Origin of the sequence: Candidatus Phytoplasma mali, assembly GCF_000026205.1 — a bacterium.
GTDB lineage: Bacteria > Bacillota_I > Bacilli_A > Acholeplasmatales > Acholeplasmataceae > Phytoplasma > Phytoplasma mali.
In genome coordinates, this window is record NC_011047.1 from 205738 (window position 1) to 222414 (window position 16677).

The following is a 16677-nucleotide window of genomic DNA, read 5'->3' on the forward strand; positions in this document are numbered from 1 at the left end:
AATGTTTCCATGTATTGTTACACAAGAGCTTTATTATATTTCAAAAATATATTTAATTTTTGTTTACAAAAAATTAAAAAAATAAAAATAATTGAAATTTTTATTTGTATTTTTAAATATATTTTTTTAGTTTTATGTGCTATTTTTTTAGTTTTTCCGTTTGTTTTTATGATTATTTGTACTTTAAAAAGTGATCAAGATATTTTATCTTCAAATTTTAGTTTTCCACCTAAAGAAATTACTTTTAAAAATTTTTATCGTGTATTAGATTTTAAAGAAATTAACCTTTTTGAATATTTTTTAAATACCGTAAAAATGGTTTTCTTTTCAACCCTATTAGGAACTTTTATTTCCATTATAACCGCTTTTTGTTTTAGTATTTTAAAATTTAAATCTAAAAAAACATTATACACACTTCTTTTTTTAGGAATGATTATTAATAATGAATCTTTATTATTAACTAATTTCCGTACTGTAACTAGTTTAAAAATGACTGATACTGGCGATGGTTCAACTATTATTGGAGGAGTTTATTTAGCTATGATTTTGCCTTTTTTAGTAGATATTTTTCATATTTTTTTATTAATTGAAAATTCTAAAAAAGTACCAAGGGAATTGTATTATGCCTCTAAAATAGATGGGACTAATGATTGGAATTATTTATGGAAAATTTGGGTTCCTATTTTAAAACCTACTATTGTTACAACTATTATTTTTAGATCTATTGCTGCTTGGAATTCTTATATGTGGCCTGAGCTAGTAGGGGGTAAATTATTAACTAATAAAGTTCGCAGATTTTTTTATCATGAAGCAGAAAATTTAACTATGAATTTACAAATGACTATTTCTTTTTTAGTTATTTTGCCCTTAATTTTAATTTTTTTATTTTTTAAAAAATATATTATAACTGGAGAATTACAAAGTGGCATCAAAGGTTAATTTTTTTTTAAAAAAGAAATTAAAAAATAATATTGTAATTATAATTTATTTATTAATTATTTTTTTATTTGTTATATTATCAATGTGTTTAAATAGTTTTAATTCAAACAAAACGGAAACCGAGGTACAAGAATTTCAAAAAAACATAAAAAAAAAATTAGAGTCATTTAATCCAGAAGAAAAAGATATTAAAATTATTTTTTGGAATAGTGTTTCTAATTCAGAAAACCAAATGTTAAATGAAATTATTGAATCTTTTAATAAACAACATCCTAAAATAAAAGTTATATCCGTTAATAAAAGTAATTGGCCTGAGCTTTATAAAAGTGTTAGCGGTGTTTTACCTACTGATAATTATCCTAATTTAGTTTTTTGTTATCCAGATTATTTATTTTCTTACTATTATTCCGGTAAGTTATTGCCCTTCGATGAATTTATTAAATATTCACGACAAAAAGAAAAAGAAGAAAAAAAAGAAGAAAACAAAATTACAGAATTTAATTTATATCAATTCAATGAAAATGAAGAAAAAAAAGTTAATATAAACGAAACAATAAAAAAAGATATTTATAGTAGTTATTGGGAAGAAGGTATTATAAAATTAGATAAAAAAAATGAACAAATTTTTTCTTTACCTGTTTTCAAAACCGAAGAATTATTATTCTACAATAAAACATATTTTATAGAACATAAAAACACATTTAGGGACGAATTTGAAAAAAATTTTAAAGAAAAAAACAAGGAAACAAAAGATTTTACAACATATTGGGAAAAATATGAAAAATATTTTGAAAAATCAGATACATTGCCTACAGCGTCTTTTACTTGGGAACAAATAGAAATATTATGTAAAACTATCAAAGATATAGAAGAAAAAAAAAATAAAAAAGTTATTCCATTTTTTGTGCAAAGTATAGAAAATATGTTTTATGATTCAGCCCAATCTCTAAACATTTCCTCTCAAAACAATGGTTTTTTTGATAATTCAAGAGTTAAAACGGAAATATTAAAATATTTTAAAGAAAAATTTTATGACAAACAATATTTAACATCAGAAGACTTATCTGGTTTAAAAGATAATATATCTATTTTTAAAAATAAAGAAATTTATATGATGATTAATTCTTCTAGAAGACTAGAAAATTATCGTGCAATTGTTGATAGTGGTGCATTTGATTTAGGCATTGCTCCTATACCTTCTTTTCCTCAAAATGATCAAAATACAACAGATGATTTAAAAACATTACAACAAGGTCCTAGTATTTGTTTTTTTTATAAAAAAAACATAGATGAAATTTTAGCTTCTTGGTATTTTATTAAGTATTTATTTTCTGAAAAGGTTAGTAATATATTACTAAAAGCAGGTAAATTTTCTCCTATCAAACAATATGTAACAGAACATCTTACAACAGAAGAAGAAAAATTTAAAAAAAAAGAAAAAAAACCTGATTTACAATATTATTTATTAAAATTAATGGATTCAACAAATAAAAATAAATTTTATACTAAAGTTTTTGAAAAATCTAATATACTTAGAGAAGTAATAGGACATTTATTCATTGATTGTCTAGTTATTAATTTTAAAAACAATGATGAATATGAAGAAGAAATAAATAAAAAGATTAATTTTTATAAAAATTATTATAATTCTTAATTAATTTTTTGAAATTTAAAATTTATTATTTAATTTAATCTTTTTTAACTTATATTTTATTATTTATTCATAAATAATATTTAAATCAATTTTTTTTAATAAATATAATTAAAAATATATATAATCCCTTGAATAGATATCAACTAAAAATTAAAATTATAAAGGTAATTTGATTTGAAAATATTTTTATTAATGCAAATATATTAATAAAATTTAAGGTCTCTATTGAAAAGTTATCTCAATAATAAGATTAATATAATATATAACTAAATAAAAAATAAAAAAAATTGAATCAACGATTGAAAATAGTAAAAATGTGTCAGTTGTATTGTTTCATTAATAATCAAACAATAAAAAAATATTTTATATAAAAAGATATTTAAGAGACAAAAATAAATTAATATAAAAAAAGTTAAAAAATATCTTATTATTTAAGTTTTAACATATAAAAAACAAATAAAAAAATTAATAATGTCTTTTTCTAATTTAAAGAAAAAAATAAATTCTTAAATTTCTAAAAATAAATAAAATAAAAATTAACTACTGTGTAAATGAAAAAAACACAAAACAAAACAAAAATTATATCAGTGATTTTTAGTAATAAAAATAATAATTATAAAACGAAAAAAACTCTGATTTCTAAAAAATATATTCAATATCTTTATTTTTTCTATTTTGTATTTATTATTTATTTGTTTATTACAAAAAAAGGAGGTAAAAATGGATTTAATTGAAAAAAAAATAAAATATTTTAATACTATTATTATTCATGGTCATAAAACGCCCGATGGTGATTGTTATGGTTCACAGTTTGGTTTAAAAAATATAATTAAAAATACTTTTCCTGAAAAACAAGTTTATGTTGTTGGTGAAAATAACCCTGATTTATCTTTTATTGGTATATTTGATCAAATACCAGATGCTTTATATAAAGATGCTTTAGTTATTATAGTTGATACCGGCGTTAAAACTTTAATCAGTGATCAAAGATTTTCTTTAGGAAAAGAAATTATTTGGATTGATCATCATATTAAAAATAATATTATTGATGATAAAATTCATTATTGGGTTGATGTTTCTTTTTCTTCTTGTTCGGAAATGATTTTTATTTTGAAAGAAAAATTAAATATGAAACTAGATTTTCACGGTGCTTTAGCAATTTATGTCGGTATTTTAACAGATAGTGGCAATTTAAAATATGATCGTGTTAATAGTTATACTTTCAATATTGTTTCTAAATTATTAAAATATGGCTTAAATATTCCCGAAATTGAACAAAAAATACATGCAGAAAGTTTAAATTTTTTAAAATATAAAGGATATATTATAGAAAATTTGATTATTGATAAAGGATTTTGTTATGCGAATATTTCTTTAGATATTTTACAAAAATTTAATTTAAGTTTTCGAGAAGCTCTTTCGGCTGTAAATTTATTAGAAAATTTAAAAGAAAATTATGTTTGGGCCTTATTATTAGAAAAAGAAAATAATGAAATTAAAGTTACTATTCGTTCACGTGGACCAGAAATTTATAATATTTCTAAAAAATTTGGTGGTGGCGGTCATTTAAAAGCTTGTGGAGTAATTTTTAATTCTAAAAATGAATTATTTTTATTTTTGGAAGAAATTAAAAAATCAGTTAATGTTTTTATTAACAAATAATTATAATAAAAAAGCCTTATTAAATTTCTTAGATAAGATTTTTTTTAATTTAAAACGAAGGATATGAATATATTAAATGATTTTCGATACTATAGCAGCGATTATAACCCCTTTTGGAACGGGTGGGGTTAGTATTATTAGAATTAGTGGAACAAAAACCATAGAAGAAATAAGAAAAATTTTTAAAGGTAAAAATTTAAATAAAATGAATTCTCACACCATCACACATGGTTTTATTTTAAATAAAGATAATATTATTTTAGATGAAGTTTTGATTTCTTTATTTAAAAATCCTAAATCTTTTACTGGAGAAGATGTAATTGAAATTCATACTCATGGAGGAATTTTAATTACACAAATGGTTTTAGAAAGAATATTAGAATTAAATATTAGAATGTCTTTGCCAGGAGAATTTAGTCAAAGAGCTTATTTAAACCGTAAAATTGATTTAATACAAGCAGAATCAATTATGGATTTAATTTATGCTAAAAATGAAAATGCTATTAAAATAGCTAACTTAGGTTTACAAAAAAAAACCTCTCAATTAGTTATTCAATTAAGAGAAAAAATTTTAAATTTAATATCACAAATTGAAGTTAATATTGATTATCCAGAATACGAAGATACAACTGTAATGTCTAAAGAAAATATTTTGCCCCAAACTAAATTATTAATTAAAGAAATAAAAAATGTTTTAAAATATTCTTATAAAACACGTTATTTAAAAGAAGGGGTGGAAACTTTAATTATTGGTCGTCCTAATGTAGGTAAATCTAGTTTATTAAATTTTTTTTTAGAAGAAGAAAGATCTATTGTTTCTGATATACCAGGAACTACAAGAGATTTTGTAGATGTTTATTTCAATTTACAAGGAATTACATTACATTTAATTGACACAGCTGGTGTTAGAGAAGCAGAAGATAAAATAGAAAAAATAGGTGTTTTAAAAACTAAACAACTTTTAAAAAAAGCAGAATTAGTTTTATTAGTTTTAGATCAAAACAATTGTTTACAATCAGAAGATAAAGAATTATTGAATTTAACAAAAGATTACCCTCGAATTTTAATAGGCAATAAATCAGATTTAAAAACTAAAATTGAAAAACAACAATTAACAGAAGAAATTATTTTTATATCCACTATTGAAAAAAAAGGATTAGAATTACTTAAAAATAATATTTTAAAAATTTTAAAACTAGATGTTATTAAAGAAAAAGATTTTAATTATTTTTCAAACACAAGACATATTCAACAAATAAAAAAAGCTTTATGTTTTTTAGAAGATGCTTCAAATTCATTACAAAATAATATACCCGTAGATATTTGTGTAGATGATTTTAAAAAATCTTATGAATTTTTAGGTTTAATTTTAGGCGAATGTCAAACTGATGATTTAATAAAAAATTTATTTTCTAAATTTTGTTTAGGTAAATAATTTATAAAAATTAAAAACAAAACTCAATGGAGGAATTAAAATATGATTAAAATTAAATTAAAAAACGGTTTGGAAGAATATTTTTCTTGCGGAACTGATGTTTTAACTATTATAAAAAAATATTTAAAAAAATCAGAAAAAACAGCAGTAGCAGCTTTTTTTAACCAAAAATTAATTGAATTAAATACTCCTTTAAAAGAAGATGGAACATTAGAAATTATTAATTTTAAACACATTGAAAGTTTAAAAATGTTAAATCATACTACTTCTCACTTGATGTTACATGCCTTAAGTATTAAATATCCAAATATATTACCAACTTCGGGAAATTTTAATGAAGAGGGGTTTTATTATGATATTGATTTTCAAGAACATAAAATTTCTAATCATGATTTTGATTCTATAGAAAAAAAAATGCATCAAATTGCAGAAAAAAAATTAGATATATTAAAAAAAGAATTTACTTATGAACAAGCATTAGAGATCTTTAAAAATAATCATTATAAAAAAGAATTATTACAAGAAAATAAAAATAAAAAAATTAATATTTATAAACAAGGAGATTTTATTGATCTTTGTTCTGATTTACATATTATAAACACTAAATTAATAAAATATTTTAAACTTTTAAAAATTTCTGGAGCTTATTTTAAAGGAAATTCTAATAGAAAACAAATAATTAGAATTTATGGAACTTCTTTTTTTAATAGAAATGATTTAAATAATCATTTAAAAATTTTACAAGAAAGAAAAATGAGCGATCACAAATACATCAATAAAGATTTAAATTTTTTTATGTTATCGCAAGAAGTAGGTTTAGGTCTTCCTTTTTGGTTATCGAAGGGTAGTACTATAAGACGCATAATTGAAAGATATATTGTCGATAAAGAATTAATAGGTGGTTATGAACATGTTTATACACCTGTTATTGCTAATATTAATATTTATTCAACTTCAGGTCATTTAGAACATTATCGCGATAATATGTTTCCAGCAATGAATATGCCAAATGGAGAGAAATATGTTTTACGTCCTATGAATTGTCCACACCATATGATGATTTATAAAAATAAAATTTACAGTTATAAAGAATTGCCCATTAGAATAGCTGAATTAGGAATGATGCATCGTTTAGAAAAATCAGGCGCAGTTTCTGGTTTAGAAAGAGTAAGAGAAATGACTTTAAATGATGCTCATATTTTTATTAGAACAGATCAAATTAAAGAAGAATTTAAAAAAATTGTAAATTTTATTCAAGAAGTATATAGAGATTTTGATATTAATAATTATATATTTCGTTTAAGTTATCGTGATCCTTTAGATAAAAAAAAATATTTTAATGATGATGAAATGTGGAATAAAGCGGAAAATATTTTAAAAGAAATTATGTTGGAATTAAAATTAAATTTTACTGAAGTTCAAGGAGAAGCTGCTTTTTATGGTCCTAAATTAGATGTACAAGTTTTAACAGCTTTAGGTCATGAAGAAACTTTATCTTCTGTTCAAATTGATTTTTTATTACCCAAAAGATTTAACTTAACTTATGTTGGTGAAGATGGCAAAAAATATTCACCTATATTAATTCATCGTTGTATTGTTTCTACTATGGAAAGATTTTTTTCTTATTTATTAGAAAGATATAAAGGTTTTTTCCCTTTTTGGTTAGCACCTTTACAAGTTATTTTAATCCCCATTAATTTAGATAATCATTTAATATATGCACAAAAAATTAAATCTATTTTATTAAAAAATGGTTTTAGAGTTGAAATTAATCAAAAAGATTCTACTTTAAGTTATAAAATTAGAGAAGCTCAAAAATGGAAAATACCTTATCAAATAGTTATTGGTGACAAAGAAATAAAAGATGATATAATTACTTTTAGAGAATATAAAAAAGATTTACAAATAATGATGAAAATTGATAAATTTATTCATTTATTAATATCAAAGATGAAACAAAAATAATATTTTAAAATTTTAATATGATTATTTTTTTGTTTAAAAAATAAATAATATTAAAATAATTTTTATTTTTTATTTTAACTATATTATTTATAAAGTAAAAAATAAGTTAGGAAATTTCAACATGAAAAGAAAAATTTTAGTTGCTGGTAATTGGAAAATGTATAAATCTAAAGATGAGGCATTAGAATTTATTTATCAAATAAATACTAAAATTCCTTCTTTTGAACAAATAGAAACAATTATTTTCCCTCAATTTACTTTATTAGATTCTTTAATTCAACGAGAAGGATCTAAATTACAAATTGGAGCTCAAAATACTTTTCATAAAACAGAAGGACCTTTTACTGGTGAAATTTCTCCAAAAAATCTTAAACAATTAGGTATTAAATATGTTTTATTAGGACATAGTGAAAGAATAAATTTATTTCATGAAACTTATGAATTAATTAATTTAAAAGTTTTAGCATCTTTAAAAGAAAAAATAAAAATAATTTTATGTATAGGTGAAAATATTAAAATTAATGAAATTCAAAAAAAAAAATTATTTTTAGCTGAAAAATTAAAAAAATTATTTAATGGAGTTTCGTTATTAGATGTCAAAAACATTGTTATTGCTTATGAACCTTCTTGGTCTATTGGTACAGGAGAAATTTCTGATTTATTCGATATTAATAAAATAATTAAATTTATTAGAAAAAAAATTTCTCAGTTTTTTTCTTTAGAAATAGCTGACGAAATAAGAATTATTTATGGCGGCTCCGTTAATGTTTCCAATATTCAAGATATTTTAGAACAAAAAGAAATTGATGGAGTTTTAGTTGGTAATTCTTCTTTAAAAGTAAAAGATTTTTTATTTTTAACAAACATTGCTAAAAAAGTTTCTTTAAATAAAAAATAATATTTCTGATAAAAAATGTCATTAAATTATTAATAATAATTATTTTATATAATTAAATTTATACAAAAAGCTCTTTTTTAAAAAAAAGAGCTTTTTGTATATTTAAAAAAAATATTAATTACAATATTTTTTAGAATTTTTTTTAAAAATAACCACAAAATTAATTAGTTTTTTTAATATCTTTTATAAACAAAAGATAGCTAAAATGGTGAATAAAGCATTTAAATTATTTAATTTTATCATTTTTAAAAAGTTTAAATGTTAAAGGTGTTGCTATTCTTCCTCTTTTTGTTCTTTTAATATAACCTTCCTTTAACAAATAAGGTTCGTATATATCTTCAATAGTAGAAACTTCTTCTCCAATATTTGCAGCAATATTTTTTATTCCCACCGGTCCACCTTCAAATTTTTCTATTAAACTTTTTAAATATGTATAATCAGCATCATCTAAACCGTTTTTATCAATAGTTAGCTTTTCTAAAGCTATTTCTGAAATATGTTCATCAATCAAACCTTTATTATAAACATCAGCAAAATCTCTAATTCTTCTAAAAAGTCTATTGGCTATTCTTGGCGTACCTCTACTTCTTTTTACTAATTTTTTTAAAGTATTATTATCAATTTTTGTATTATAAACTAATGATGTTCTTTTTATAATTAATTCTAATTCATCTTCAGAATAATAATTTAATTTTAAAATTAAACCAAAACGATCTCTTAAAGGAGAAGAAATATCACCAAATCTAGTAGTAGCTCCTATTAAAGTAAAAGGAGGTAAATCAATTCTAATAGATTTTTTTTCATTTTCTGTGCCTAAAACGATATCTAAAACATAATCCTCCATCGCAGAATATAAAATTTCTTCAATGGACTTAGGTAAACGATGTATTTCATCAATAAATAAAACATCTCCCATTTGTAAACTACTTAATGTAGCAACTAAGTCACCACTTCTTTCCATAGCGGCACCACTAGTAATTTTAAAATTAACATTTAATTCTTTAGCAACGATTTTAGCTAAAGTTGTTTTACCCAAACCTGGTGGGCCATAAATTAATAAATGTTCTAAAGATTCTTTTCTTTTTTTGGCAGCCTTTATATATACAGATAAAATCTCTTTTAGGTTTTTCTGACCCATATATTCTTTCAAAGTTTCTGGTCTTAAATTTTTTTCTTTTTCATCAATAGTAGATAATTTCAATTCAGAATTTTTATTTAATTTCATTATTTTATAACCTTTTTGTTAAATATTTTTTGCTAATTTTAATAAAACTTCTTTTAGCATTAATTCTAGTTCTTTTTTATCATCAATTTGATTTAAAACAGATTTAATTTCTTTTTTAACAAAACCTAAGTTTAATAAAATTTTTTCCAGTTCTGTTTTTTTTGGATTTAATATTATTTTTTCCGAAAATATTAAATCACCTTTAAGTTTTAAAATAATTTGTTGAGCTGATTTTATACCAATTCCTGGAAATTTTCTTAAATATACATTATCATTATTTTCAATAGCTTGAAAAACTTGTTCTAAATTATCAGTTTCAGAAAGCATTAAAGCACTTTTAGGTCCTATAGTGGGTACATCTAGTAATTTTTTAAAAAATAATAAATTTTTATTATCATTAAAACCGTATAAAATTTGTAAATTTTCTTTAATATGAAAATGAACAAAAAATTTATATTCTTTATTAATTTCATAAAAATAGGGATTAGAAACTATAATATGGTAACCAATATTATTATTATCAACTATAACAAAGTTTTGACCGTTGTTTACTACCTTACCTTTAATATAAGAATACATAAAAAACTCCCTTAAAAAATATATTTATTATTTATAAAAACTTATAATTATAATTATATCTTATAATAAGTATGTTATAATAATTTAAGTATGATTTTTTAAATATCATTTTATTAACTAAGGAGAATTTTTATGTCATCTTCTGAAAAAAATTTTTTAAAAAATCCTTTAGATTCTAATAATGTTGTTAAAAATCAACAAATTTTAACAAATAACAATAAAAATGAAGAGATTTTACAAGAAAAAATAAAATATTTAGATAATGAATTTTTAATTTTATTGAAAAATTTAAATGAAGAAAATTGGAAAAATATTTTTGTTTCTAAAAATAATTTAAAAAAAATTATGCTTTATCAAAAAAAATTAAAAGAAGAAAAAATATATAAAGACAATAAAAAACAAAAGTTATTAATTAAAGAATTAATTCAACAAAAAAATAAAAATAAATTAAAAATTCAAAATTTACATATTTATTGTATTAAACAAAAAAATCAAATTCAAAAACAAACTTTAGAAAAAATACAACAAATAGAAGCTATTTTTTTTAAAAAAAATGAAAATATAGATAACGAATTAAAATTTTTAGAAAAAAAACAAATTCAACAAGATTATAATCATTCTCAACAAGAACAAATTTTAAATAAAATTTTTAAAGAAAAAAATACTTATTTTAATTCAGAAATAAATATTATTAATAAAGACTTGCAAGAAAAAATAATACTTAATATTAAAAAAAATCAAAAAAATAAAGATATTTTAGAAGAGTTAGAAAAAAAAAATCTTATAATTTTTGAAAAAAAAATTAATAAAACAAATGATATTTATCAACAAAATTTTTTTCTTCATTATAAAGTTTTTGATCAAATACAAAAAGATTACTTAGAAAAAAAAAAAGATTTACAAAATAAAATAAAAAAATGCTTTGATAAAAAAAAAATAATTTACTTTATTCATAATATTTTTTTACCGATAATGTCAAATAACAATAATATTTATAAAATTTTTTTAAAATTATTCAATAAAATTAAAAAAAATAATTTAATTCATTTAAAAAAATTGACTTTTTGGCGTCAAAAAAATTTTTTTCTTAAATTATCTAATCAAAAAAAAATTAAATTTTTAAATTATATAAATTTTTTAGAAATTCAAAAATTTAAATATAAAAAAAAACAAGATGAAATTATTTTTGATAAAAATCAACAACAATTGCAATTATTCAATTCAACACAAATAAATTTTATTAAAATGCAAACAGAATTATCTTTGAATATTAATAAAGAAAAAAAATATTTATTAGATATTAAACATTATGATTCAAAAGAAGAAATTCAAAACAAAAAAATACAATTACAAATAGAAAAAGAAATTATTTTACATGAATTTGAATATGAAAAAAATTTATTAATTTTAAATCAAATTTATCAACAAAAAAAAAATTTATTAATTTTACAATTAAAATTAGAAAAAAATAAATTTCAATTAAAAGATATTGAAAAAATTTATGAAAAGCGTCAACAAATTATTAATTTAGAACAAAAAATAGAAAATTTAAAATTTTTTAATAATGTTAATATACAAATTAATTATATTTTCCATAATCAAGAAAAAAAAAATTTTTTTACTAAATATCAAATACAAAAACACAAAATTAAAAATTTATTAGAAAAATCTTATTTAAAACAAGATTTTAATTTAAAACAAATATTAGAATTTGTAAAAAAATATATATTTTTTGACGAAATAATGGAAATTACGAACCCTATTTTTTGTAATATTAATTATTATTTAAAACAAATCAATATTAATCAAAATATTTTTACTGAAAATTTGAATAAAATTCATAATTTATTTAATTTTATTTCTACAAATATTATTGATAAAAAATATCAAAATTATTATTTTTTTTATCAAAAAAAATATTTATTTGAAAAACAAAAAATTAATAACGAAATTAAAATTGTTAAAGAAGTAATATCATATTACGAAAATAATCTTTCTTTTATAAGACAATTAATACAAAAAAAACAAAATATTTCTTATGATAATAAATATCGTTTAAATTATTTTTTAGAAAAAAAAATAAAAAAATATGAAAAAAACAATCTTATTTTAAAAAAAAATTTAAAAAATTTAAATAATAAAAATAAAATATTATTTACAAAACATCAAAAAAATATTTCGAAATTAAAACAAGAACAATTTCGAATCATTGAAATTAATAATATTTTACAAATAGAATTATTAAATAATTTAAATCAAAAAAATTTAAATATAAAAAATAATAAATTATTTCAAAAATATAGGAATAATTTATTACAAAAAAAATTTTTAAAAATTTTAAAAAAATTTCAACAAAATATTAATTTTATTTATGAACAAAATAAATTACAAAAAAATAAAATTATAAAAAATTTTAACTTTTTTAAAAAAGAAAAAAATAATATGGTGGTTTTAAAAAATAATCTTATCGAAGAAAATCAAAAAAAAATAGATCTTTTTTATGATTTGGTAATAAGTATTATTGAAAATATAAATATTATTAATCAACAATATAAAAATAAAAACAAATTAGAAGAAAAAATACATTTACAAAAAGAAAAAAAACAAATTATTAATGTAATAAAAAATCAATTTGTTTATATGAAGAATACATCTTATTTAATAGAAGAAAACCTAAAAGAAGCTCATTTAAATATTATAAAAGAATTTAAGGAAGAAAAAAAAAAATTAACAAAAATATTTAACTTCAAACAAGAAGAATTAAATTTAAAATTAAAAAAAAGATTTTTATATTTTCAAAAAATAAAAAAATTAAAAAAGAATAATGAACATTATAATATGAATTATTTTCAAAATATTAAAAAAAAATTATTATATAAATTTAAACAAAAAAAAAATAAAAATGATAAAATAATTGAAAAAATTAATTTTATAATGAAAAAAAATAATTTTTTTTTAAAAATAAAAATAAAAAAAATAATTTTTTTAGAAAAAATTAAATTATTTTTTAATATTATTTTAATTTATTTTAAGTATTTAATTAAAAAAATTGAAATTAAAAAAAATAAAAACAAAAATAAAAAACAAATTAAAAAAAAATTTGATATTGAAAAGAAAATTTATTTATTAAATATTTAAATTATTAAAATAATTTATTTTAAAATGAATTATTTGTTATTAATTTTTAATTTTCAAATTAAATATCTTAATTGAGATATTTTTTAAAAATTTAAATTTTCTATTTTTTAATTTATTTTTTTAATAAACCAAATTTTATTTATAATTTTTCCTTTTTTAATATTAATAAAAAAAAATAAATCTGCCTTAAAAAAACAGCTAAATTGTTTATTAAAAAAATAAACAGTTTAGCTTTTCATTTATTTTATTTTTTGATGCTTTGGATACTACAAAAAGTAGTTCACTATAAAAAATCTAAATCACAATACCCAAAACGTATATGTATACAACATTAAAAATGATGGTACTAAAAAAGTTATTTTACTTAGGGGATAATGAAGTAACTTCATCAATTAATAAATGTATAAAAATTATTAATCAACCTTAATTGTTTGAGAATATAAAACATAAATAACAAAAAAAATTAAATATTTAATTTTAAAAAAGTATTTAATGTCCACCTTTGAGATTTAAAGAGTTTGAAAAACATAATGAAACCCAATATCAAAGTTGTCCATTAAAAGATTTAGTTAAGATCAAAAAGGGTCAACAATTAAACCAAAGCAATTTTATTTCTATTTAAAGAAAAATCAAACTCAATTACAAAAATTAGCTCAAGGAACAGGTTTAAAACATATTTCTTTAAAAAATTTAAATATTTTTTCCGTTAATTTTATCACTAATATTCAAGAACAAACTAAAATCGCTACCTTTTTATCGTTAATTGATGACAAAATAAAAACCCAAAGTAAAACTATTGAAGTTTGGGAATTGTTTAAACAAGGGATTATGAATGTTTTAATGAATCAAAACTTGAGATTTAAAGAGTTTGAAAATACATGGAAAAAACAACAATTAGTGGACATCACAGAAATTCAAACTGGTAAGGTATATCCTCATTCATTTTCGGAAGGTAAATATTATATCATGAATGGCGGAGTTAAACCTTTAGCTTTTTTTTGTGATCAATATAATACCAATGAAAATACGATTTCTATCACTAAAGCAGGTTTCTCCTCCGGTTATATTCATTATCATTGTAAAAAATTTTGGATTGGTAATAATTGTTTTAAATTAATAAATATAAATGAAAATAATATTAATACTTTATTTTTATATTATTATTTAAAACAAAATGAAAAACAAATTCAAAGTTTAAAAAGAGGCACTTCTATAATGAATTTATTAAAAAAAGATTTGTATAATTTTTTGATTTTTTCACCTTCTCTTAAAGAACAAACTAAAATCGCTACCTTTTTATCGTTAATTGATGACAAAATCAAGATTGAAAAAGAACTATGTAATAATTTTAATTATATGAAACAATATTTCTTAAATCAAATGTTTATATAAGATAAAAAGAGCCATCAAAGCTCTTTTTTTATCTTATATAAACATATTTTGGTAAAAATATTGTGATAAATTTTGGTATTTTTGAAATAATATATTTTCCATGTTTATTTTTTTATTTATTAAATTTATTAAAGAATCAAATTTAATTTGTTTTGAAATATTAATAACATTAATCCGAATTTTAATAAAATCAGAAAATTTTAAAACTTTACGAACTCCTATTTGAATTAATTGTAACATTTGTGTTTTAAAAAAATTTGAAAATAAAAAATTTTCTAAATATTCATGAGTAATTTTTTCAGAATTTTTTCGAAAACAAATATAAATCGGACTAATAATAATTGAATTAGCTGGTTTTTTAAAACGAGCAATAGAACCAATATTAATGTTAGACGGATTATAAGCAAAATCATTATATTGTATTATTTTATGATTAACCAAATTATTATGATTGATATTTTTTTTAAAATATTTGGTTTGTGATATAAACCCTTTTTGATTACTAATAGAATAAATATTTTTCACCAAATGATCTTTATTTTTTTCATTTTTTTCAATAATCAGTTTTTTTAATTCAATTAAATTATGATTGATTTGATAAATATTATTAATAATCCCTTGTTTAAACAATTCCCAAACTTCAATAGTTTTACTTTGGGTTTTTATTTTGTCATCAATTAACGATAAAAAGGTAGCGATTTTAGTTTGTTCTTGAATATTAGTGATAAAATTAACGGGAAAAATATTTAAATTTTTTAAAGAAATATGTTTTAAACCTGTTCCTTGAGCTAATTTTTGTAATTGAGTTTGATTTTTCTTTAAATAATAATATAAAAACAAATTATTGATTTTAGTAAAATATATTTTTAATGTAAAACAATCTCCACCACACCAAAAAGGTTCTTGATGAAACAAAACAAAACCACATGAACCTCCATTACTGATTGTGATCGTATTCTTTTCAGTATTATAACTATGATAATAACCAGAAGGTTTAACTCCGCCATTTATGACATAATATTTACCATCAGAAATAAAATTGCTTTGGTTTAATTGTTGACCCTTTTTGATCTTAACTAAATCTTTTAATTGACAACTTTGATATTGGGTTTCATTATGTTTTTCAAACTCTTTAAATCTCAAAGGTGGACATTTTGTGAGAGAATAAATTTTTTTAAATTTTATAATTTCCATTTATTTCCTACTTTTCTTGTTAATTAAATTTTTTTAACATTTGTTGAATACATTTTTTCTTTTGTTCATAGGTCGAATGAGTATATAAATTTAAAGTTGTTTTGATATCTGAATGACCTAATAAAGAACTAATACTTTTATAATCATGACTAGTTTCAACACAACGCGTCGCAAAAGTATGACGTAAACCGTGAAATTTAATTTTTTTAATTTTCAATTTTAGTAATAAATTATCATAATATTTTCGATAAGTCCGGGGTTCAACCGGTTTTTCTCTATTGGTTAAAAGAAAAAAATTACTGAAATTTTTTTTCTTTAAGGGTTTTAAGATTTTAACTAATTCGGTGGAAATAGGAATATCACGAATCGCATTAGCGGTTTTCGGAACCGTAATAGTTAAATATGTGTTTAAAAGTTGATCATCTTGAATATTGTAAATTCTTTGACAAGTTTTATTAATTTTAAAAATACCATTATTTAAATCAATATCTTCCCACTGTAAAGTATAAATGTTTCCCATTTTTAATCCTAAAGTAACGTACAAAAAAGATATAAATAGAAGTGCATAAAAATAAATTTTAAAAATGTAGAATAAA

General features: G+C 19.2%; 12 protein-coding genes and 1 pseudogene. 9 read left to right on the forward strand and 4 right to left on the reverse strand.

Annotation, left to right across the window (positions count from 1 at the left end):
- Positions 1-9 precede the first annotated feature (9 nt).
- The 6 genes from ATP_RS00820 to tpiA all read left to right on the forward strand — a co-directional run bounded on the left by ATP_RS00820 (position 10) and on the right by tpiA (position 8553).
- The gene (locus ATP_RS00820) at positions 10-939 is read left to right on the forward strand and encodes a carbohydrate ABC transporter permease (RefSeq protein WP_012504316.1); all 930 of its coding nucleotides are present in this window, start codon (positions 10-12) and stop codon (positions 937-939) included.
- Entirely contained in the window at positions 923-2593 is a 1671-nt protein-coding gene (locus ATP_RS00825) for an ABC transporter substrate-binding protein (RefSeq protein WP_041186061.1), read from the forward strand. The genes ATP_RS00820 and ATP_RS00825 overlap by 17 nt, the downstream gene beginning before the upstream one ends.
- Before the next feature lie 720 nt (positions 2594-3313).
- Positions 3314-4255, forward strand: a complete 942-nt coding sequence (locus ATP_RS00835) for a DHH family phosphoesterase (protein WP_012504318.1) — start codon at positions 3314-3316, stop codon at positions 4253-4255.
- A gap of 76 nt (positions 4256-4331) precedes the next feature.
- A complete protein-coding gene (mnmE, locus tag ATP_RS00840; RefSeq protein ID WP_012504319.1) occupies positions 4332-5690 on the forward strand; it encodes a tRNA uridine-5-carboxymethylaminomethyl(34) synthesis GTPase MnmE in 1359 nt (452 codons plus the stop codon).
- Positions 5691-5732: 42 nt separating this feature from the next.
- Positions 5733-7655 carry a threonine--tRNA ligase gene (gene thrS / locus ATP_RS00845; protein WP_012504320.1) on the forward strand — a complete coding sequence of 641 codons (1923 nt, stop codon included), beginning with the start codon at positions 5733-5735 and terminating at the stop codon, positions 7653-7655.
- Between the two features lie 121 nt (positions 7656-7776).
- Positions 7777-8553, forward strand: coding sequence for a triose-phosphate isomerase (tpiA, locus tag ATP_RS00850; protein WP_012504321.1), 777 nt, complete (start codon positions 7777-7779; stop codon positions 8551-8553).
- A 226-nt stretch (positions 8554-8779) separates the two neighbouring features.
- Here the strand turns inward: tpiA and ruvB are convergent, their stop codons facing one another.
- Together ruvB and ruvA are read right to left on the reverse strand one after the other, a co-directional pair.
- Positions 8780-9778 (reverse strand): Holliday junction branch migration DNA helicase RuvB, encoded by a 999-nt coding sequence (gene ruvB, locus ATP_RS00855; protein ID WP_012504322.1) that lies wholly within the window; start codon positions 9776-9778, stop codon positions 8780-8782.
- Positions 9779-9796: 18 nt separating this feature from the next.
- Entirely contained in the window at positions 9797-10357 is a 561-nt protein-coding gene (ruvA, locus tag ATP_RS00860; RefSeq protein ID WP_012504323.1) for a Holliday junction branch migration protein RuvA, read from the reverse strand.
- Between the two features lie 132 nt (positions 10358-10489).
- Between ruvA and ATP_RS00865 the strand changes: the two genes are divergently transcribed.
- From ATP_RS00865 to ATP_RS00870, 3 genes and pseudogenes are all read left to right on the forward strand, one after another.
- On the forward strand, positions 10490-13495 hold the full coding sequence (locus ATP_RS00865) for an RNA polymerase beta'' subunit family protein (protein ID WP_012504324.1): 3006 nt from the start codon (positions 10490-10492) through the stop codon (positions 13493-13495).
- A 591-nt stretch (positions 13496-14086) separates the two neighbouring features.
- Positions 14087-14275 (forward strand): annotated as a pseudogene (locus ATP_RS02940) (restriction endonuclease subunit S); the annotation flags it as partial.
- A 60-nt stretch (positions 14276-14335) separates the two neighbouring features.
- Positions 14336-14887: a restriction endonuclease subunit S gene (locus ATP_RS00870; protein WP_158300321.1), complete on the forward strand. Its 552-nt coding sequence runs from the start codon at positions 14336-14338 to the stop codon at positions 14885-14887.
- A gap of 33 nt (positions 14888-14920) precedes the next feature.
- Here ATP_RS00870 and ATP_RS02765 read toward each other — a convergent pair whose 3' ends face one another.
- Positions 14921-16081, reverse strand: coding sequence for a restriction endonuclease subunit S (locus tag ATP_RS02765; protein ID WP_049821840.1), 1161 nt, complete (start codon positions 16079-16081; stop codon positions 14921-14923).
- Between the two features lie 19 nt (positions 16082-16100).
- Positions 16101-16667: a tyrosine-type recombinase/integrase gene (locus ATP_RS00880; RefSeq protein ID WP_083767379.1), complete on the reverse strand. Its 567-nt coding sequence runs from the start codon at positions 16665-16667 to the stop codon at positions 16101-16103.
- Positions 16668-16677: the final 10 nt, after the last annotated feature.

Excerpts from the sequence above, each read along its gene's own strand:
- ATP_RS00820 (WP_012504316.1), top strand. The coding sequence starts at position 10 with ATGTATTGTTACACAAGAGCTTTATTATATTTCAAAAATATATTTAAT.
- ATP_RS00835 (WP_012504318.1), top strand. The coding sequence starts at position 3,314 with ATGGATTTAATTGAAAAAAAAATAAAATATTTTAATACTATTATTATT.
- mnmE (WP_012504319.1), top strand. The coding sequence starts at position 4,332 with ATGATTTTCGATACTATAGCAGCGATTATAACCCCTTTTGGAACGGGT.
- thrS (WP_012504320.1), top strand. The coding sequence starts at position 5,733 with ATGATTAAAATTAAATTAAAAAACGGTTTGGAAGAATATTTTTCTTGC.
- tpiA (WP_012504321.1), top strand. The coding sequence starts at position 7,777 with ATGAAAAGAAAAATTTTAGTTGCTGGTAATTGGAAAATGTATAAATCT.
- ruvB (WP_012504322.1), bottom strand. The coding sequence starts at position 9,778 with ATGAAATTAAATAAAAATTCTGAATTGAAATTATCTACTATTGATGAA.
- ruvA (WP_012504323.1), bottom strand. The coding sequence starts at position 10,357 with ATGTATTCTTATATTAAAGGTAAGGTAGTAAACAACGGTCAAAACTTT.
- ATP_RS00865 (WP_012504324.1), top strand. The coding sequence starts at position 10,490 with ATGTCATCTTCTGAAAAAAATTTTTTAAAAAATCCTTTAGATTCTAAT.
- ATP_RS00870 (WP_158300321.1), top strand. The coding sequence starts at position 14,336 with ATGAATCAAAACTTGAGATTTAAAGAGTTTGAAAATACATGGAAAAAA.
- ATP_RS02765 (WP_049821840.1), bottom strand. The coding sequence starts at position 16,081 with ATGGAAATTATAAAATTTAAAAAAATTTATTCTCTCACAAAATGTCCA.